We start from the raw sequence: 18,641 nt of genomic DNA on the forward strand, positions 1-18,641 counted from the left end.
CACACACCCAACCGACGCCTTAAGCAGGGGATATATTCAATAGGTTAAATACTGAATTAGTTGCACGGCTGCATGTCTCGGCATGCTCACGGCATGTAAAGTTCCTGGACAGTTGGAAACCTTTGCTGCTGAGTATTCAGTATATGAGTCACCACGACTTGTTGTTCCTATTTTTCTGGCATCACGTAAAGGCATTGGTGGAGGGGCGTAAAACAGCTAGACAGTCTAATTGGATAGGGCCTTTACATAACTCAATTTGATAAACCACGACCATGTCAACTTTCAGATGTTGTATGACCCAGATCGAATCTGATTGGTCCACTGATCCTAGAGGTTCTCGTCATGCTCCACTATGATCAACTCTTCCAGATCAAATCCCTCTTCTATTACCCGCTCCCTGAACGCCTCAATCGCCCCTTCGCTGACTTCCGGCGTGCGTGAGAGAAACCAGAGATAGTCCCGATCGTAACCGGTCACATAGGCATACGAATACTCTTTCTTGTCGAGCTCGAACACCACGTAAGAGGCGTAAAAGGGCCCAAAGAAAGACACCTTCAGGTGGCCTGTGTTTTCATCTTCCACAAACACCGCTCGGCCGTCAGCTTCCTCCCATGTTTCTTTTTCGACGTTATAACCCCGATTGATTACCTCGATGCTGCCGTCGTCGTTACGGCTGTATTCCGCGCGAACATTGGTGAGACCGCGCTCAAAGGAATGGTCCAGGCGGGCGATTTCGTACCAGGTACCGAGGTAACGGTCACTCTCAAAACCGGAGACTGGCTCAATACCCTCTGGAAGACCGGTGCAGCCGGTCATGCCGATAAGCGCGGCTACCAGAAACCATCTTTTTAACACTGCCATCATCGCCAATGCTCCATTGTCGAGTCCCAGATACGAGAAGGGCCAGCAGTTGCTGGCCCTCTTTTATACGTTGTAGAAGTCCCGATACCAGTCCACAAACCACGCAATACCCTCCTCTACGGGGGTAGCTGGCTTATAGCCCACATCGTCGATCAGATCATCAACATTGGCGTAGGTGGCCGGCACGTCGCCCGGCTGCAACGGAAGCAGGTTTTTCTGGGCTTTCTTCCCGACTCGCTCCTCGATAATCTCGATAAAGCGAGATAGCTCAACCGGGTTGTTACTCCCGATGTTGTACAGGCGATAAGGCGCCTTGCTGGTTCCGGGATCCGGGTTTGCTCCGCTCCACTCATCGTTTGGTTCGGCAACGTGGTCCAGGGTCCGGATTACGCCTTCGACGATGTCGTCGATGTAGGTGAAATCCCGGCGGTGGTGGCCATGGTTGAAGACGTCGATGGGCTCGCCGGCAAGGATCTTTTTCGTAAAGATAAACAAGGCCATATCCGGACGACCCCAGGGACCATAGACTGTAAAAAACCGCAGCCCGGTGGTCGGCAGGTTGTACAGGTGGCTGTACGTGTGGGCCATGAGCTCGTTAGCCTTCTTGGAGGCCGCGTAGAGACTCAGCGGGTGATCCACGTTGTCGTGCACCGAGAACGGCATGGTCTCGTTGGCACCGTACACCGAGCTGCTGGACGCATAGACGAGGTGCTTGACCTTATTGTGCCTGCACCCTTCAAGGATGTTCATGAAACCAACGAGGTTGGCGTCCACATAGGCGTGAGGATTCTCGATGGAATACCGAACACCCGCCTGGGCCGCCAGGTGCACTACCCGCTCAGGTTTGTGCTCGGCGAAAAGAGCTTCCATGGCGGCGCGGTCAGCCACATCCTGACGGACTTCGGTAAAACCGGCTTTGTCGGTCAGGCGCTTCAGCCGCGCTTCCTTCAGGTTAACATCGTAGTAATCATTGACGTTATCAACGCCAATGATTTCATCGCCCCGATCAAGCAGGCGATGAGCCAGGTGTGAACCGATAAAACCGGCCGTTCCGGTAACAAGAATCTTCACGTGTCTCTCCCTGAAAAGACTGCCGGTCTCAGAACGAGACCCCGGCACTCACGAACGGTCCGCCTATCTCGACATCAAGCCGGTCATTGCCATCTTCGTAATCAATAGACATCTGACGATAGCCTGCGCGGAACTGGATCAATGAGATCTCGTACTGGCCGTAGGCGTTGAAATCGTGCAGAGAGTCACCGTCGAAGCTGATGAAGTTGCCTTCTGCACCTACTGATACGCCGGTTAACGGCAGATCAAATCGGGCTGCGAGATAGCCCATGGGAATCACGCCATCAATGCTCGTTTCGCTAGTGGCCAACCCATTCGCTTGCCGCACGATCAGGTCGCCCGTCAAATCGCGGGCAGTGAGGCCAAGGTCGAGATTTACCCAGTTATCAAGCACTTCGTAATACAGGGTCAGATCCAACTGTTCCAGATCCAGATCAGACTGGACATCACCAGTAACACCGTCGAAGCCAGCCAGACCTACATCGCCTCGACCACTTTGCTCAACCAAAGTGTAGTTCAACCGAACATTGGGCAACAGCGGCACCGGATGCTCAAGGTACAGGGAGGCATTGGCGTTGGCATCGCTATCGAGATTCAGATCGTTCTCGACATCCACAAGGTCGTTGTTGGTGGCAGCCTGGCCGGACAGATCCGAATCCCAGTAACTTACGCTGGCTCCGAGACCAACCACATCTGCCTGTGACACAGGCGCCACCAGAAACAGTGAACCACCTACAGCAAGCATCAGTTTACGCATGACACACCTTTGAATTTGTTGTCAGTTTCAGTCAGTCGAACTGGATTCCCAGACGGCGCCCGACTTCTTCGTACGTTTCGATCACTTCGCCAAGCCCCTGGCGGAAACGATCCTTATCCATTTTCTTGCGGGTTTCCTTGTCCCAGATCCGGCAACCGTCCGGACTGAATTCGTCACCCAGAACGATCTTGCCCTCGCAGCGACCAAACTCCAGCTTGTAATCCACAAGTAGCATGCCTGCCTCGTCAAACAGGGCCTTCAGCACGTCGTTAACCCGATAGGTCAACGATTTCATCTGCTCCAGCTCATCCGCCGCGGCCCAGCCAAAGCTGACGGCCAGGGATTCGTTGACCATCGGATCGTGGAGTGCGTCGTTCTTGAGGAACAGTTCGTAGGTGGGCGGATTCAGTTCCTGCCCCTCCGCCACGCCAAGACGACGGCAGAGACTGCCGGCGGAAACATTGCGAACCACGCATTCAACCGGAATCATATCCAGCTTCTTGACGAGCGATTCGGTGGACGACAGCAACCCTTCAAAATGGGTCGGCACACCTGCCGCTTCCAGCTTCTCCATGATGAACGCATTGAACTTGTTATTCACCATGCCCTTGCGATTGAGCTGTTCCTTTTTCTCACCATCGAAGGCGGATGTGTCGTCACGGAATACCAGCACGAAACGTTCGGGGTTGTCGGTACGGTAGACGGATTTTGCCTTGCCGGCGTAGAGTTCTTCGCGTTTTTCCATTGGGGTCTCCGAAAAGCGGCCGCCTCTGGCGGCCTCTTCCTGAATCAGTATAGGTAATCGAACAGTTGCTCGAGCAGATCCGGCGTCGTCCGGCTGCCAGTGTAACCCGGAACGTCCTCGGCAGAGATGACAATGGCGTCGCTCTGCTGGCTAAGGCTGACTGTGTGCGTATGCTGGGGTGCGTCCTTGTCGCTGAACCAGCTGAACCAGCCCGGATCCCGCTCGTCTTCGGTGCGGAAATCGACATGGAACCAGCCTTCACTGCGGTTCAGATCGACAACGGGAATGCCGGAATCTGTAAGTGCCCGACTTACTTCCGCCCAGGAACGACCATAATCAAGCTCCATGCGGATCGCGACGGCTTCATCGTTTTCCGAGATCAGGCGAACCAGCGGATCGCTGACCATTCCGGATGCCGCCCGGGAAAAGGACTTGGTTTCTTCACGCGCCCTGAGAAAGTCACCCAGATCGGACAGCAGGCGTCTCTGCAATTCCAGAGCCTGCTCGGAGGGATCAGAAACGCCAGTCCAGGGGATCAGCTCATCCGGCTGATCTTCAACATCAAGCCGGCGTACCTGCACCTCTGTGGTCTTGCGTCGCACACCGGGAGCCATCCGAACTTGAAGAACGACTTTCTGTTCGCCGGCAGACGGGTTATCCGACAGCTCTACAAGGTTTCGGGCACGCTTGCTGAAATTGGCAAGTTCGGTCTGCAGGATGCCCAACTGGGGACTGTCGAAGCCGACGCCAAGACCCCGCTCGGACAGATAGCTGTTTACCGCAGGCCAGATTCTGCCCGGCACGTCGTTGACCAGGAGCCAGAGCCGACCATCCAGCTCTTCGATAACATAGTTTTCATCAAGGATGTCCGATGTCATGTCCGGCGGGCGCGGAATATCGGACGGATACATTTTGCTGGCGTCAGCCGGCTGGACATCACGGATGGGCATGGTCTGGCTGAAACGGGAATCGTCGGCAGTCTCCGGCAATTCCAGTGGTTTTCCTTCCGTGGCATTCACATAGCGTTCGGAGCGGTCTTCAACCAGACTGCAGCCCGAGGCTGCTGCCAGAAGCAACAGCCCGGATGCGACAACAACGGGTTTGAACATCAGGGTACTACCGGTTCCTTTTAGAACCTGCATCAGGTTACTCCGGTGATGGGATGATTTAAGCAAACTCAGAGAACACCTGAGGCCTTGAGGGCATCTTCCACTTCGCCATGGAACTTTTCGCTGAGCACGGTCAGCGGCAGGCGGATGCCTTCCCCAATCATTCCCATATGATGGAGCGCCCATTTCACCGGGATAGGATTCGCTTCGAGGAACAGCTTCCGGTTAAGAGGCATGAGCAGTTCGTTCAAACGCTCGGTTTCTTCACGATTTCCGGCAACAGCGGCTTCGCACAGCTGGGACATTGCCTTTGGGGCGACGTTCGCGGTGACGGACACGTTGCCCTTGGCACCGGCCAGCATAAGTTCCGCTGCCGTTGCGTCATCACCTGAATAGACAGCCAGACGGCCGTCCAACGCTTCAATCAGTTCGGCACCCCTAGGAATGTTGCCGGTGGCGTCTTTGATGCCCACGATATTCGGAATATCGGCAAGCCGGAGCACGGTCTCGTTCAGCATGTCGCACGCTGTCCTGCCGGGCACGTTGTACAGCATCTGGTTCATGCTGGGGACGGCTTCGGCAATCGCCTTGAAGTGCTGATACAGGCCTTCCTGGGTCGGCTTGTTGTAGTAGGGAACAACGAGCAGGCAGGCATCTGCGCCAAGCTTATGGGCCTCGGCCGTCAGTTCAATGGCCTCACGGGTGCTGTTGCCGCCGGTGCCCGCAATAACCGGGATGCGACCATTAACACGTTTGATGATGTGGCCAATGGTCTGGCAATGCTCTTCCGGGTCGAGCGTTGCGGATTCGCCGGTGGTGCCCACAGCAACGATGCCGTGTGTGCCGTTTTCGATATGAAAGTCTACCAGCTTGTCCAGATCCTCCCAGTGGATGTCACCGTTTGGATGCATGGGCGTGACCAGTGCGACAAGGCTACCCGTAATCATAAAAGCTCCGTCCGAATAAAACCGATATGGTAATGTTGGGCACGAACTGACACAAGGGAATTAAAGGAGATGTCATGCCATCCGTTGAGTTAAACAAACCCGTACCGGATTTTGAAGCACCCGCTACCGGAGACCAGACTGTTCGCCTGGACGATCTGAAAGGTCAGAACGTGGTGATTTATTTCTATCCGAAAGACAACACCCCTGGCTGTACTACTGAGGGACAGGACTTCCGGGACCGGATGAAGCAATTTGAGGAGCTTGATACGGTGATTCTCGGCGTATCGAGGGACGGCCTGAAAGCCCATGAGAATTTCCGGGCCAAGCATGAGTTTCCCTTTCACCTGATTTCAGACAAGGACGAGGCCCTGTGCACCCTCTTCGACGTGATCAAGCTGAAAAAGCTTTACGGGAAGGAGTACATGGGAGTTGACCGGAGCACCTTCCTGATCGACAAGGATGGCGTGCTGCGGGCTGAATGGCGCGGCGTAAAAGTGAAAGGCCACGCTGACGAGGTGCTAGAGGCTGTCAAGGCACTTTAAGCGCCTGTCAGGCGCTTCCGGGTTCCGCCGGCGGCGCCGACTCCTTCACTGGCCAGGCAGCAAACACCGCCTTGAGCATGGTAGCCAGTGGAATTGCAAAGAAAACACCCCACAAGCCCCAGATTCCCCCGAAGAACAGCACCGCGACGATAATGGCCACCGGGTGCAGATTGTTGACCTCCGAGAACAGAATGGGCACCAGAACATTGCCGTCAAGCGCCTGAATGACACCGTAGATGACCATCACCCAGATGAACTGGCTGCCCCAGCCGAAGGCGAACAGGGCAATCACCGCAACAGGGATGGTGACGACGGCCGCGCCGATATAAGGAATCACCACACTCAGCCCCACCAACAGCGAGAGCAGCGCAGCGTAAGGCATCCCCAGCAGCTTGAAGGCAATGTAGGTGGCGCCGCCCACAATCAGGATCTCGACGGCTTTGCCGCGCACGTAGTTGGCGCACTGGAGGTTCACCTCGTGCCAGATCTGCAGCATCATCGGGCGCTGAGGTGGCAGCAGCCGAGCGATGGAGTTGAGCAGCACCTCCCTGTCCTTCAGGAAGAAGAACACCAGGATAGGCACCAGCACCATGTATATCAGCAACGCCACGAGATCTGGAATACTGGACAGCGAGAACGACACCAGCCATTGGGTCATGTGCCCCACTTCCGTACTCACCTGGATGTAAACGGTGCTGACAGCTTCTCCGGAGATCAGGTGGGGATACTGCTGCGGCAACAGCTCAAGATAGGATTGCAGCTCCCGGATAATGCGTGGCGCCTCGCCGGCCAGGTTGCTCAACTGCGTCCAGATCAGCGGAAGCAGGCCAAACAGGAAGCCAACAAGCACGCCGAGGAAAACCAGGAAAACCCCAATAATGGATACCGTCTCCGGCACGCCCAGCTTGTTGAGCTTGGTGACCAGACCCTGCAGAATAAAGGCCACAATCAGCGAGGCAATGGCCGGCGCAAGCATGGCACCGAACCAGATAACAAAAATGGTTCCTGTCACCAGTATCAGGAACAGGATGACCGCTTCTTCATCCGAGAAGTATTTGTGCGCGAGACCGCGTAATGTCCTGATCATTTACAGCTCCGAAATCTTAACCGCCGCACTTTATCACAAACCGGTACTGCCCGGCGGTTTCAGAACTGCTCATCAACTTGTGATCGGACATCTGCAGAAAGGCCGGAATATCCCTGGCGGAACCTGCGTCCGTAGCAATCACCTCGAGTTCTTCACCGGGCGCCATGCTGTTCAGTTCCAGCTTTGTCTTCAGCAGCGGCATCGGGCAGCGCAACCCTGAGGCATCAAGCGTTCGATCAACCATACTAGCGATACACCATCACAAAATAATAAGCGGATTTAACAAGCAGGCATTATGCCGACAGTGATAATGTATTGCATCACAATCCTCGTTAACCAGAGGATCAGAACTTTGTATCGCAAACCGCTGTCAAACCGGCGATTCAGACCACAGGCACCCGGCTTTACATGATTGCTATCCAACCCAGATCCCGAACGCTACCGGCCATGGCCATCACCGCCCTGCTGGCCCTGCTGCTTTTTTCAATGCCGGGCCACGCTCAGGAGAGCAGGCTGCCAAGCATTGGCGGTTCCGGTGGAGGCCTGATCGCGGGCCAGCAGGAATCGGATATTGGCCAGCAGGTAATGGTATCTATCCGCCGATCCGCGCCGAGGATCAGCGACCCCCTGGTGTATGACTACCTCAGCGCCATTACCTATCGCCTGGTGCCCTCGGCCCCACTCCAGAATCGGGACCTGACCCTGGCATTGATCGACAGTCCTGCTATCAACGCATTTGCGGTGCCCGGTGGCATAGTAGGCGTTAACGGCGGTCTGTTTCTCAATGCTGCGACCGAGCAACAATTTGCGTCCGTTCTCGCCCACGAACTTGCTCACCTCAGCCAGCGGCATTTTGCACGGCGCATGGAGCAGCAGGAAACCAGCGCTCCGCTCACACTCGCCGGTATGATTGCGGGCATTGTCCTGTCGGCGGTCACCCAGTCTGATATAGGTTTTGCCGCTATTGCCGGAACCCAGGCCCTGGCCGCCCAGAACATGCTCGCCTACAGCCGCTCCCACGAACAGGAAGCCGACCGGGTCGGTCTGGACATTCTGGCCAGCGCCGGGATGGACCCTCGCGGCATGCCGGAAATGTTTGAAATCATGATGCGCCAGAACCGCATGCAGGGAAATCGACTGCCAGAGTATCTGTCGACGCACCCGTTAACCCAGAGCCGCGTGGCCGACACCCGGAATCGTGCCGAACAGTATCCAGATGAAAACATCCGGGACGGCCAGGAATACCATCTGATGCGCAGCCGGCTGCAAGTGCATTACGCGCCCTCCCCCGACGTAGCCGTCGAAACCTTTGAAGCCTACCTCGATCGGCCGGATGCCCAGAGAAACGATGCCATCCGGTATGGCTTGTCCGTGGCCTACCTCGAGGACCGGCAATACGAGAAGGCAGTGGATATACTGAACGATCTGCTGGCCACGAATCCGGGCCGAATCACCTTCCAGGTAACCCTCGCAGAGGTCAGGCTTGCACAAGATCGTGTGGACGAGGCTCGATCCATTCTGAAAGACGCACTGGCGAGGAATCCGGGGAACTATCCAATCACCCACACCCTCGCCCTCACGGAAATAGCCGATGGTAATGGCGCCGCTGCGGCGGAGCATCTCAAACAGCTGACCCGTCAGCTACCGGGACAGGAGCATCTCTGGCTGAAACTGGCCGAGGCGGAGGGCATGGCAAGGAATATTGTGGGCGTGCATCGTGCCCGGGCAGAGTACGATGTTCTGATGGGCGATCTGGAGTCTGCCCAGCGTCAGCTCAGGCAGGCTCAGGAGAAGTTGCCGGCCGGCGCGCCACAGAGGCAGATTGTGACCGAGCGGCTGGCAGAAATCACCAGCCGCCTGCACGCCAGGGCCAACAGCTGATCAGGCGTTGCCAGCAGCCTTGAGATTCATGTTGGCGGTAAAATCCAACATGCGCTGCAGAGGCTGCAGCGCTTTCTCTCTCAGTTCCGGATCCACGAACACTTCCTGATCGCCCCGCTCCAGTACCTGTAGCAGATTCTGAAGGCCATTCATCGCCATCCAGGGGCAATGGGCGCAGCTACGACAGGTAGCTCCATTGCCTGCGGTGGGCGCTTCAATCAGCGTTTTGTTCGGAGCCAGCTGCTGCATCTTGTAGAAAATGCCGTTGTCAGTGGCAACGATGAACTTTTCGTTAGGCATAGTCTGGACAGCATGAATCAGCTGCGAGGTTGAACCCACAACATCCGCCATCTCAACAACGGCATCGGGCGATTCCGGGTGGACCAGTACCGCCGCGTCCGGATAAAGGGCCTTCAGATCCTCCAGCCCGCGGGATTTGAATTCCTCATGAACGATGCAGGAACCGTCCCAGAGCAGCATATCAGCACCCGTCGTTTTCTGGACGTAGTGCCCGAGGTGCTTATCCGGCGCCCAGAGGATTTTTTCGCCGCGGGCATCCAGATCTTCAACAATAGCCTGGGCACAGCTTGAGGTAACCACCCAGTCCGCCCTCGCCTTCACAGCCGCAGACGTATTGGCGTAGACCACGACCGTGCGATCCGGGTGCTGGTCACAAAACTCGGCGAACTCATCGGCAGGACAGCCCACATCCAGGGAACAGGTCGCCTCAAGCGTTGGCATCAGAACGCGCTTTTCAGGATTCAGGATCTTGGCGGTTTCGCCCATGAACCTCACGCCGGCAACAACGATGGTGGAGGCCGAATGTTGGTTGCCAAAACGGGCCATCTCGAGGGAGTCCGCAACACAGCCACCGGTTTCCTCGGCAAGCCGCTGGATATCGGGATCGGTGTAATAGTGAGCCACAAGCACCGCATCCTGCTCCTTCAGAGCCGATTTTATACGAGCCTCCAGGTCGGACTTTTCGTCCGCGCTGAGCGGCTTCGGCTCGGCAGCATGCGCCAGGTGCTCTTGTACAAGGATACGGTCTTCAGCGTATGTCATTACTGCGTCTCTGTATTGCGTGAACCCGGACATTATAACATTCATGCCCCAGGCTTAATGTTTCTGAAACAGTGCGATCATACACTTGTGATCGCTTTGCCTGTTCCCTGTTTACCTAGGTAGGAACGTATACGCAAAAAAAAAGAGCCCGGAGGCTCTTTTTTCACAAAAACCCGCAGGCTTCTGTTATTTGGTGGGTCGTGAAGGATTCGAACCTTCGACCAATTGGTTAAAAGCCAACTGCTCTACCAACTGAGCTAACGACCCGTAACTGGCGACCGAAGCCTTGACTTCAATCTATACCGAATGACTCAGCCCACCCGGTATTTCGTGTTTGGTGGGTCGTGAAGGATTCGAACCTTCGACCAATTGGTTAAAAGCCAACTGCTCTACCAACTGAGCTAACGACCCAAACGAGGCGCATATAGTAATGATTTTTGGCCGTTGATCAACCCCTTTTTCTCAGGTTTCTCAACATTTTTGCCGCGCCAGACAATCAGCCGTTCTGGGACTCGAGAAACTTCCGTGCGAGGTCAGCAGCACTGCTGGACGGGTAATCATCAATCACAGTTTGCATGCTGCGCCGAGCCTGTTCCTTTTCGCCCAGGCGATCATGAGTTACGCCCAGCTTATAGACCGCATCCGGAGCCTTGCGATGGTCGGCAAAACGGGTAGCGACAATCGTGAACGCCTGTTTTGCCTGTTCGAGCTGCGGCTTGACCAGATAGACCTCGCCGAGCCAGTAATAGGCGTTGACCGTCAGATCACCTTCCGGATATTCATCGATAAATTCGTATATCCGACTAATGGCCTCATCGTATTTTTTCTGATTACGAATCAGGTCCTGGATCTGCTCGTAGGCCTTTCGTTCTTCCGCATCGGGCTGGCGGTATTCCCTGGCCTCCCGGGCCTGGCCTGAGGCAGCAGAGCCACCACCTTCGCTGGCTTCGGGAGCCGGCTGTGATGCGACCTTTTCCGAGAGATCCAGAATACGCTGATCCAGATCGATATAACGGTCGCGCCCTTGCTGCTGCAGGCGGTTAATCAGGTGCCGCTGCTCCTCCACTTCGCCCTGGAGCCGTCTGACTTCACCCTGAAGCTGCTGGATCATGTAGAACAGTTCCGACGTCGCCTGACTGCTGTTGGCGTTACGCTGACTGTCCTGGGCTGATTGCGCCAGGGCCACTCCCGCCTGCCCGAGGGCAAGCGGAAGCACCACTGTCGCCATGAGGATTTTTCTCATGGTCGTTCCTGTGTGATTACTCAAATACGAGTTCTACACGACGATTCTGGGCCCAGGCGCTCTCGCTGGAACCCATCACGGCCGGCTTCTCTTCGCCATAGCTTACGGTCTCGAGCTGGCCACGTGAAGCACCGTTTACGATCAGGAAACGCTGAACGGCGTTAGCACGACGCTCGCCAAGGGCCAGGTTGTATTCCTTGGTACCGCGCTCGTCGGCGTGACCCTCAATGCGGACGTTCTGACCCGGGTTGTTGGCGAGGAAACGGGCATGTGCCACCAGAACATCGCGGGCTTCCTGCTTGATTTCAGCCGTATCGAAATCAAAGTAGAAGGTGGTGATTTCACGCAGGGCCTGTTGTTCGGCCTGCTTGCGAGCTTCCATACGCTCTTCTTCGGTCATGGCTGAAGAAGAAACACCGCCCTGGTCGTCACCTCCGTAAACAGTGGATCCACCTTCCTGGTCTACAGCAGCCACATCGGAACCATACTCGCCGCCTTCTTCGGAGGTACCACCGGTAGAGCTACAGCCCGCTACCAGACCGACGGACAACAACAGTGCGAACGCTTTTGATTGAGCTGAAAAATTCATGTTTTCTTCCTTTCAGTTGAGTGACGTTATTGCTTGAGCAATGGCCAACACCGGAAAGCTCCGGGAGTCAGCGAACCAAAGGTCCCCAGGCGGGCTCACGGACATCGCCTTCGGATGCCGGCAAGCTGTACGCTGCTCCACCATCCGCGGAAATAACCGTGAGCACGTTGCTGCCATTCTGCCGGGTAGCGTAGATCAGCATCCGGCCATTGGGCGCAACACTGGGAGACTCATCAGACTCGGTGCGGGTTAGGATCGTTTCCTCCCCGGTTTTCAGTTCGGTACGGGCAATATGAAATGCCCGATCGCGCTGGTGAACGTAATACACATAGTTACCGTCATTGTCGGGCCTTGGCCGAGCGTTGTAACGGCTGCCGAAGGTGATACGACGAGGCTCCGCACCCGGTGTATCCATGTGGTAAATCTGCGGACCTCCGGACCGGTCCGACGTAAAGAAAATGCCCTTGCCAGTGGCGTCATAGCTCGGTTCGGTATCAATCGCCCAGTGGTTCGTAAGCTTGGTCAACTGCCGGGTATCGAGGTTCATCCGGTAGATCTCGGCGTTGCCGTCTTTCGAGAGGGTCATCAGCAACGATCGGCCATCGTCGGACCAGGCCGGCGCCGAGTTGAGCCCCGGAAAGTCTGCCACTTTAGTGCGATTGCCGGTTGCAAGCTCATGAACAAAAATCACCGGTTTCCCTGTTTCGAACGACACATAGGCCAGCTTTTCCCCGTCTGGCGACCATGCCGGTGACAGGATGGGCTCCTGGCTTTCAAGCCGGATTCTGGCGCGTTTGCCGTCCACGTCGCTGACCTGCAGTCGGTAACGTGGTTTGCCATTGGCGGTATCAAGCGTGATGTAGGCAAGCTTAGTTGAGAAGGCACCCGGCACACCCGTGATGGCCTCATATACCTTGTCGCTGATGTGGTGAGCGAGCGAGCGCATATTGGAGGCAGGTGCCGCCGCAGTTTCACCGAGAATCCGTTCCTCGCGGTTTACATCGAACAGCTCATACCGGGCCTGAACACGGTCACCGCTTCGGCTGAGGGCCCCCACCAGGACATAGCGCTGGCCCAGCAGGCGCCAGTCCCGGAAATACACTTCCTCCCGCCTGGATGGCAGGCTCAGCATCTTCTCCGGAGGCAGAGTCCGGAATTCGCCTGTCATGGTCAGATCCGCCTGAACAATGCTGCTGGCCTTGTCGCCAGCGGGCATCTGTCCAGACTCGGCGAAAGGCACCACTGCAACAGGAATGGCCGAATCCGCGCCCTCAGTAATCCGGATCAACAGCTCCGCCCGGGCTGCCGAAACCGCGAAAAAGATCAGCGCCGTGGCGGCAAGAAGCGTTCTGGACGGTTTGTGCCAAATCCGATGTGTCATGGTGTTATCCGCATCCTTATCTCAACCGGCGTGGGTTGAATTCAATCGTAAACTGTCGGAAATACCGTTCAAAGGTATCCCGATCATTGGGTATCGGGTAACGACTCAGGGAACGCACCGCCCCCAGAGCGGAGTTATCGAACGCTGTATTCCCGCTGCTACTGACCAGCCGCACCCCGGCAAGCTCACCCGTCGGTAACAGCGTAATCTGGAGCCGCGCGGTCATCTCTTCAGTAGCCGAACTGGGCGGATACCACGCTTGGCTCAAACGCTCACGGATCAGAGCCTGGTACTTCTCACTCTCCGACAGCATCTGGGCTTCTCGCGCTTTCGCAGCGGCCGCCTCTCTCTGGCGACGGGCTTCCTCTTCCCGGGCCCTCTGAGCCGCCTCCGCCTGGGCTTCAAGCTGCTGTTCCCGGAGCTTGCGCTCTGCCTCGAGGCGCTTGCGCTCAGCTTCCTGGCGAGCCAGTTCCTCCTGGCGCTTTCGTTCGGCCTCTTCCCGCTTCCGCTGCTCTTCCTGGCGCCGCTTCTCTTCTTCGGCTTTTCGTTTTGCCTCTTCCTGACGGCGTTTTTCTTCCTCAGCTTTCTGCCTGGCCCGCTCCTTGGCTTCCGCTTCCGCCTTTTGACGGGCAGCCTCCGCTTCACGGGCTTTCCGGGCTTCGCGTTCTTTCGCCTCTGCTTCCTGTCGCTCCTGCTCTTTCTGCTGCTGGAGCCGTTTTTCTTCTTCCTGTCGCTTCTGCTCTGCAATGCGACGGGCTTCTTCTTCCTGCCTCTGTCGTTCAGCTTCTTCCTTGCGACGCTGCTCTTCGGCCCGGCGTTCTTCATCCCGCTTTTGCTGATCGACCGGCTCTACCACCGGGCTCGGTTCCGGCTCCTGCTGGGTAATCAGCCGGGCCGATATGCTCCTGGGTGGCGGCTCATGATCGGTGCTGGTCCAAGACCAACCCGCAAGCGCAATGCCCAGAATCAACAGGTGCAACGTGACCGAGAGCGCCACCGGTGATTTCCATGGTGGCACGCCTGTTGTGGTTACTTCGCGCTGGTGATCTCTCACAACACTCCTGCCCGCAACACTATCAATTGTCGTCCCGCGGTGATTCGGTGATCAGGCCGATACTGCTCGCCCCGGCACCCTGCAACTCGGCCATCAACCGAACAACTGTGCCGTAAGTAACATTCTCATCGCCGCGAACCAGAATCTCACTGGAGGCCCGCTGCGAGAGGATCTTGGAAACCTGGGCACGCAGGTCGGACAGCGTCATGGGGTCACTGCCCTCGTCTCCGATCTCGACGTAGTACGCTCCGTTTGCATCAACCGAAACAATGATCGACTCAACATCCTTGTCAGACTGAATAGGATCGGAAGTGGTCTGGGGCAGATCAACCTTCACCCCTTGCGTCAGCATCGGGGCGGTGACCATGAAGATGATCAGCAGCACCAGCATTACGTCAATGTACGGAACCACGTTGATCTCCGACATTGGCTTGCGCCGGTTTTCCGGCATCATTCCCATGCCTTTCATAGAACTGTGCTCCCGGGCTGATACCTGCCTCTAATTACCAACCGCATCATGCGGCGCCCTTGTCGCTCTGATGGACGCGGCGATGGAGGATGCTGGAAAACTCATCCGCAAAGGTTTCGTAGTTCTTCAAAAGGGCATCGGACATGGCGGAAAAACGGTTATAGGCAATAACCGCCGGTATTGCGGCGAACAGACCCATGGCGGTTGCGATGAGGGCCTCGGAGATGCCGGGCGCCACCGTCGCCAGTGTCGCCTGCTGAACCTGTGCCAGCCCCCGGAACGAGTTCATGATGCCCCAGACGGTACCAAACAGACCCACATAAGGGCTGGTGGAGCCGACCGTCGCCAGAAAAGGCAGGCTGGCCTCCAGCCGCTCGTGCTCCCGGGAAAAGGCCACCCGCATTGCGCGCTGGGTACCTTCCATGACCGCATCGGCATCCCGGCTTTGCTGGCGCAACCGGGAAAACTCCTTGAAACCGGCCCGGAACAGGGATTCCATGCCGGAAAACGGTGTTGGATCGGCGTTCACCTCCCGGTACAACTGCCCCAGATCCATGCCTGACCAGAAACGCTCCTCGAACGCCAATTGCGCCCTCTTGGCCTTCCGGAACACCTGCAGGCGCTGGAAAATCAGGGCCCAGGACATGATTGACGCCAGGGCCAGCAAAAGCATGACCAGCTGAACCAAGACACCGGCATTGGCAATGAGGTACCAGACTGAAAGTTCTGAATCCACTTCTTACTCCTGGCTCGTTCTGTTTATCGTTTCGGTGGGCTGGACATTCCTGGCCAGCAATTCCTGCATATTCGTCGGTAACCGGCGGGGACGACCGGAATCAAGCGCTACGCAGGCTACCCGCACATCACTGTCACTCAGCAACTTTCGGTCTTCGGCCCGCATCACACGCTGACGGAAATCCATCCAGACTCTACCAAAAGCTACCGGTTCCGCAGTAACCAGCAGTTCGTCATCAAGCTTGGCCGGCACCGCATAATGAATGGTCAGCCGTTGCACCACATAACTGATATTGTCTGCCAGACCCGCCCTGAGGCCAACGCCGCAACTGCGCACCCATTCGGTTCGGGCCCGCTCCATGTAATGGAGATATTTGGCATGAAATACGATGCCACCAGCGTCGGTGTCCTCGATATAGACCCGAATCGGCAGTTCGAACCTTCCCTCTGGCGCCTGTTCAACCAAAAAGATCGTCCTCCCTGCCCGACTTCGGCGGAATCACGCCGAAATGCTGATAGGCGTTGGAGGTCACCATCCGCCCTCTGGGAGTCCGGACCATATAACCCTGCTGGATCAGGAAGGGCTCAAGCACATCCTCAATGGTGCCGCGCTCTTCACTGATCGCGGCAGCAAGGCTTTCGACCCCAACAGGGCCACCGTCGAATTTCTCGATCATGGCCAGCAGCAGGCGCCGATCCATGTGATCGAAACCCTGGTTATCCACTTTCAGCATATTCAGTGCCTGATCGGCGATGTCAGAAGTGATACGACCGTCTGAGCGGACTTCCGCAAAATCGCGGACACGGCGCAACAGGCGATTGGCGATACGCGGGGTACCCCGGGACCGGCGGGCAATTTCGAACGCGCCTGCCTCATCGACGGCTACCGAAGACAATCGCGCGGAGCGCAGAATGATGCTGGTAAGATCTTCGGTGTTATAGAACTCCAGCCGTTGCACGATGCCGAAGCGGTCTCGCAGCGGCGAAGTCAGCAAGCCTGCCCGGGTGGTCGCCCCGACGAGGGTGAACGGCGGCAGGTCAAGTTTGATGGAGCGGGCGGCCGGGCCCTCACCGATCATGATGTCGAGCTGGTAATCTTCCATCGCCGGATACAGCACTTCTTCCACTGCCGCGCTGAGACGGTGGATCTCGTCAATGAAGAGAACGTCACCTTCTTCGAGATTAGTCAGCATAGCGGCTAGGTCACCGGCTTTTTCAAGCACAGGACCAGACGTTGTCTTGATGGATACGCCCATCTCATTGGCGATGATATTGGCAAGGGTTGTTTTGCCCAGACCGGGCGGGCCAAAGATCAGAACGTGGTCCAGCGCTTCCTGACGACCCCGGGCCGCGGATATGAAAATATCCATCTGCTCACGGACCGTGGGCTGGCCAACATACTCGGCCAGCAGGGTCGGGCGAATGGCCCTGTCTTGTACTTCCTCGTATTCACCGGCCCGGGCCGAGATCAACCGGTCGGATTCGATCATGGCATCACCCATAGTGTGGGAATCAACATCGTGCCTCACGTTTGCCCGCTATTCCAGCGCAGCCCCAATTGTACAAAGGGGTTTGCAGGTGTCACGTTACGCTCTCTACAGGTTCACGACAGGTTTTCACGCTCAGGCCGGTATCATGTTTCGCAGGGCCAGACGGATGAGGGTTTCGCTGGTCATACCCTCCTCGGCCACTTTGCTGATGGCCTTGGCGGCCTCCTGGGGCTTGTAACCCAGTGCAATCAGTGCGGCTTCCGCTTCCTCGGTGGCCGCCGGCCCGCCAGCGGGACCTTGTCCGCCCGGCTGCACAACTCCTGTCGTCTCTGGCGACGTTGGCACAAATTGCCCTTCAAGTTGCCCTATCCGGTCCGTCATTTCAATAAGAAGGCGTTCTGCGGTTTTCTTGCCAACGCCGGGGAGCTTGACCAGTGAGGCGGAGTCACGATTCTCAACGCAGCGAATGAACTGCTGTGCGTCCAATCCGGAAAGAATGCCAACGGCCAGCTTCGGGCCAACCCCATTAACCTTGATCAGCAGGCGGAAGAGGTCCCGGTCCAGGCTGGAAGCAAAGCCGTAGAGGCTCTGGGCGTCTTCTCGGACGGCAAAATGGGTGTGCAGGGTGACTTCATCGCCGGTCTCCGGCAGATGAAAGAAGGTGGTATAGGGGATGTCGACTTCATAGCCCAGGCCCGCGCACTCAACCAGCGCCTGGCCCGGAGCCTTTTCGACCAGAATACCTCGGATACGACCAATCAAGCTGAATCTCCTGTCGCTCCTGGGAGCGGTTTATTGTTGTCGCACACGACCGCTTCGGACTTTTCCCGCGCCACTGGCTACCCGCAGGATACTCTGACTCATGTGGGCATGGCACATGGCGATGGCGAGCGCATCGGCCGCGTCTGCCTGGGGTTTGCGTGAAAGCGAGAGTAACACCTGAACCATGTGCTGAACCTGGGATTTGTCAGCGCCACCCTTGCCGACCACCGCCTGTTTGACCTGCCTCGCCGAGTATTCGTGAACCGCCAACCCGCTGTTGGCGGCACTGACGATGGCTGCGCCGCGGGCCTGGCCGAGTTTCAGTGCAGAGTCCGGGTTCCGGGCCATGAACACCTGCTCGATGGCGAATTCTTCCGGCCGATACTCACCGATCAGAGTGGCAAGGCTCTGGAATATGGTCTGAAGGCGTTCAGCCATGGGCTTCTCGCCCACCCGGATACAGCCGCTATCGATGTACTCGATGTGTCGACCATCGGCGCGAATGACGCCGTAACCGGTAATTCGTGACCCCGGATCAACGCCCAGAATTATCGCCACATCAATGCTCCTGACTGGTCAAAGCGATTCCATTATTTCGCCGGAGATATCCGCGTTGTGGTAGACATTCTGAACATCGTCCAGATCTTCGAGCATATCAATGAGCTTCAGGATGGTTTCAGCGCCGGCGCTGAGCACGGCTTCCACCAGGCGATCCTCTTCCCACTCGGGACCGTAGCCTTCGTAGGTCAGCTCACGAATGATTTTGGTGAAGATCTTGCCCCGCCTGGCGTCCTGTGCCGCCTTGCGGTGCTTGATGTTGGCCCACTTACTGTGACCCGCCATACAGCTCCTCGCT

22 protein-coding genes and 2 tRNA genes are annotated in these 18,641 nt (G+C 56.9%); 2 read left to right on the top strand and 22 right to left on the bottom strand.

The window, feature by feature from the left end; translation table 11 throughout:
• Nucleotides 1-327: 327 nt before the first annotated feature.
• The 6 genes from AC13E3_RS19620 to dapA are packed head-to-tail and all read right to left on the bottom strand — an operon-like array spanning nt 328 to nt 5,490.
• Nucleotides 328-864: a lipocalin family protein gene (locus tag AC13E3_RS19620; RefSeq protein WP_482902424.1), complete on the bottom strand. Its 537-nt coding sequence runs from the start codon at nt 862-864 to the stop codon at nt 328-330.
• Nucleotides 865-924: 60 nt separating this feature from the next.
• On the bottom strand, nt 925-1,932 hold the full coding sequence (locus AC13E3_RS19625) for an NAD-dependent epimerase (protein ID WP_482902425.1): 1,008 nt from the start codon (nt 1,930-1,932) through the stop codon (nt 925-927).
• A gap of 28 nt (nt 1,933-1,960) precedes the next feature.
• Entirely contained in the window at nt 1,961-2,689 is a 729-nt protein-coding gene (locus AC13E3_RS19630; protein WP_482902426.1) for a TIGR04219 family outer membrane beta-barrel protein, read from the bottom strand.
• A gap of 31 nt (nt 2,690-2,720) precedes the next feature.
• Nucleotides 2,721-3,434 carry a phosphoribosylaminoimidazolesuccinocarboxamide synthase gene (gene purC / locus AC13E3_RS19635; RefSeq protein WP_008169108.1) on the bottom strand — a complete coding sequence of 238 codons (714 nt, stop codon included), beginning with the start codon at nt 3,432-3,434 and terminating at the stop codon, nt 2,721-2,723.
• 44 nt (nt 3,435-3,478) lie between these two features.
• Nucleotides 3,479-4,576: an outer membrane protein assembly factor BamC gene (gene bamC, locus AC13E3_RS19640; protein WP_008169110.1), complete on the bottom strand. Its 1,098-nt coding sequence runs from the start codon at nt 4,574-4,576 to the stop codon at nt 3,479-3,481.
• A 35-nt stretch (nt 4,577-4,611) separates the two neighbouring features.
• Complete coding sequence (gene dapA, locus AC13E3_RS19645; protein WP_092029757.1) at nt 4,612-5,490, bottom strand: 4-hydroxy-tetrahydrodipicolinate synthase; 879 nt, start codon at nt 5,488-5,490, stop codon at nt 4,612-4,614.
• Between the two features lie 74 nt (nt 5,491-5,564).
• On the opposite strand from dapA, the gene AC13E3_RS19650 reads away from it, so the two are divergent.
• A complete protein-coding gene (locus AC13E3_RS19650) occupies nt 5,565-6,032 on the top strand; it encodes a peroxiredoxin (protein ID WP_053112173.1) in 468 nt (155 codons plus the stop codon).
• A 7-nt stretch (nt 6,033-6,039) separates the two neighbouring features.
• On the opposite strand, the gene AC13E3_RS19655 is transcribed toward AC13E3_RS19650, so the two are convergent.
• Nucleotides 6,040-7,119 carry an AI-2E family transporter gene (locus AC13E3_RS19655; protein ID WP_286802558.1) on the bottom strand — a complete coding sequence of 360 codons (1,080 nt, stop codon included), beginning with the start codon at nt 7,117-7,119 and terminating at the stop codon, nt 6,040-6,042.
• Nucleotides 7,120-7,135: 16 nt separating this feature from the next.
• Nucleotides 7,136-7,363 (bottom strand): sulfurtransferase TusA family protein, encoded by a 228-nt coding sequence (locus AC13E3_RS19660; RefSeq protein WP_008169116.1) that lies wholly within the window; start codon nt 7,361-7,363, stop codon nt 7,136-7,138.
• Between the two features lie 203 nt (nt 7,364-7,566).
• On the opposite strand from AC13E3_RS19660, the gene AC13E3_RS19665 reads away from it, so the two are divergent.
• Complete coding sequence (locus AC13E3_RS19665) at nt 7,567-9,000, top strand: M48 family metalloprotease (RefSeq protein ID WP_094182482.1); 1,434 nt, start codon at nt 7,567-7,569, stop codon at nt 8,998-9,000.
• On the opposite strand, the gene nadA is transcribed toward AC13E3_RS19665, so the two are convergent.
• The 14 genes from nadA to AC13E3_RS19735 all read right to left on the bottom strand — a co-directional run bounded on the left by nadA (nt 9,001) and on the right by AC13E3_RS19735 (nt 18,628).
• Nucleotides 9,001-10,062: a quinolinate synthase NadA gene (nadA, locus tag AC13E3_RS19670; protein ID WP_014577384.1), complete on the bottom strand. Its 1,062-nt coding sequence runs from the start codon at nt 10,060-10,062 to the stop codon at nt 9,001-9,003.
• Nucleotides 10,063-10,253: 191 nt separating this feature from the next.
• A tRNA-Lys gene (locus AC13E3_RS19675) sits at nt 10,254-10,329 on the bottom strand.
• Between the two features lie 68 nt (nt 10,330-10,397).
• Nucleotides 10,398-10,473: transfer RNA gene (locus AC13E3_RS19680), tRNA-Lys, on the bottom strand.
• 85 nt (nt 10,474-10,558) lie between these two features.
• Nucleotides 10,559-11,305 (bottom strand): tol-pal system protein YbgF, encoded by a 747-nt coding sequence (gene ybgF, locus AC13E3_RS19685; RefSeq protein WP_008169119.1) that lies wholly within the window; start codon nt 11,303-11,305, stop codon nt 10,559-10,561.
• A gap of 16 nt (nt 11,306-11,321) precedes the next feature.
• Complete coding sequence (gene pal, locus AC13E3_RS19690; RefSeq protein ID WP_008169120.1) at nt 11,322-11,894, bottom strand: peptidoglycan-associated lipoprotein Pal; 573 nt, start codon at nt 11,892-11,894, stop codon at nt 11,322-11,324.
• 67 nt (nt 11,895-11,961) lie between these two features.
• Entirely contained in the window at nt 11,962-13,275 is a 1,314-nt protein-coding gene (gene tolB, locus AC13E3_RS19695; RefSeq protein WP_482902427.1) for a Tol-Pal system beta propeller repeat protein TolB, read from the bottom strand.
• Between the two features lie 16 nt (nt 13,276-13,291).
• A complete protein-coding gene (tolA, locus tag AC13E3_RS19700) occupies nt 13,292-14,272 on the bottom strand; it encodes a cell envelope integrity protein TolA (protein ID WP_482902619.1) in 981 nt (326 codons plus the stop codon).
• A gap of 79 nt (nt 14,273-14,351) precedes the next feature.
• Nucleotides 14,352-14,798, bottom strand: coding sequence for a protein TolR (gene tolR, locus AC13E3_RS19705; RefSeq protein ID WP_014577388.1), 447 nt, complete (start codon nt 14,796-14,798; stop codon nt 14,352-14,354).
• A 46-nt stretch (nt 14,799-14,844) separates the two neighbouring features.
• Complete coding sequence (gene tolQ / locus AC13E3_RS19710; protein WP_014577389.1) at nt 14,845-15,534, bottom strand: protein TolQ; 690 nt, start codon at nt 15,532-15,534, stop codon at nt 14,845-14,847.
• 3 nt (nt 15,535-15,537) lie between these two features.
• Nucleotides 15,538-15,999 (bottom strand): YbgC/FadM family acyl-CoA thioesterase, encoded by a 462-nt coding sequence (locus tag AC13E3_RS19715; protein ID WP_014577390.1) that lies wholly within the window; start codon nt 15,997-15,999, stop codon nt 15,538-15,540.
• Nucleotides 15,992-17,023, bottom strand: coding sequence for a Holliday junction branch migration DNA helicase RuvB (ruvB, locus tag AC13E3_RS19720; protein ID WP_008169131.1), 1,032 nt, complete (start codon nt 17,021-17,023; stop codon nt 15,992-15,994). The genes AC13E3_RS19715 and ruvB overlap by 8 nt, the downstream gene beginning before the upstream one ends.
• A gap of 132 nt (nt 17,024-17,155) precedes the next feature.
• A complete protein-coding gene (ruvA, locus tag AC13E3_RS19725) occupies nt 17,156-17,785 on the bottom strand; it encodes a Holliday junction branch migration protein RuvA (protein ID WP_482902428.1) in 630 nt (209 codons plus the stop codon).
• A 30-nt stretch (nt 17,786-17,815) separates the two neighbouring features.
• On the bottom strand, nt 17,816-18,343 hold the full coding sequence (gene ruvC, locus AC13E3_RS19730; protein WP_014577393.1) for a crossover junction endodeoxyribonuclease RuvC: 528 nt from the start codon (nt 18,341-18,343) through the stop codon (nt 17,816-17,818).
• 18 nt (nt 18,344-18,361) lie between these two features.
• Nucleotides 18,362-18,628 (bottom strand): YebC/PmpR family DNA-binding transcriptional regulator, encoded by a 267-nt coding sequence (locus AC13E3_RS19735; RefSeq protein WP_273072735.1) that lies wholly within the window; start codon nt 18,626-18,628, stop codon nt 18,362-18,364.
• Nucleotides 18,629-18,641: the final 13 nt, after the last annotated feature.

This window comes from Marinobacter sp. L-80, from assembly GCF_056859395.1.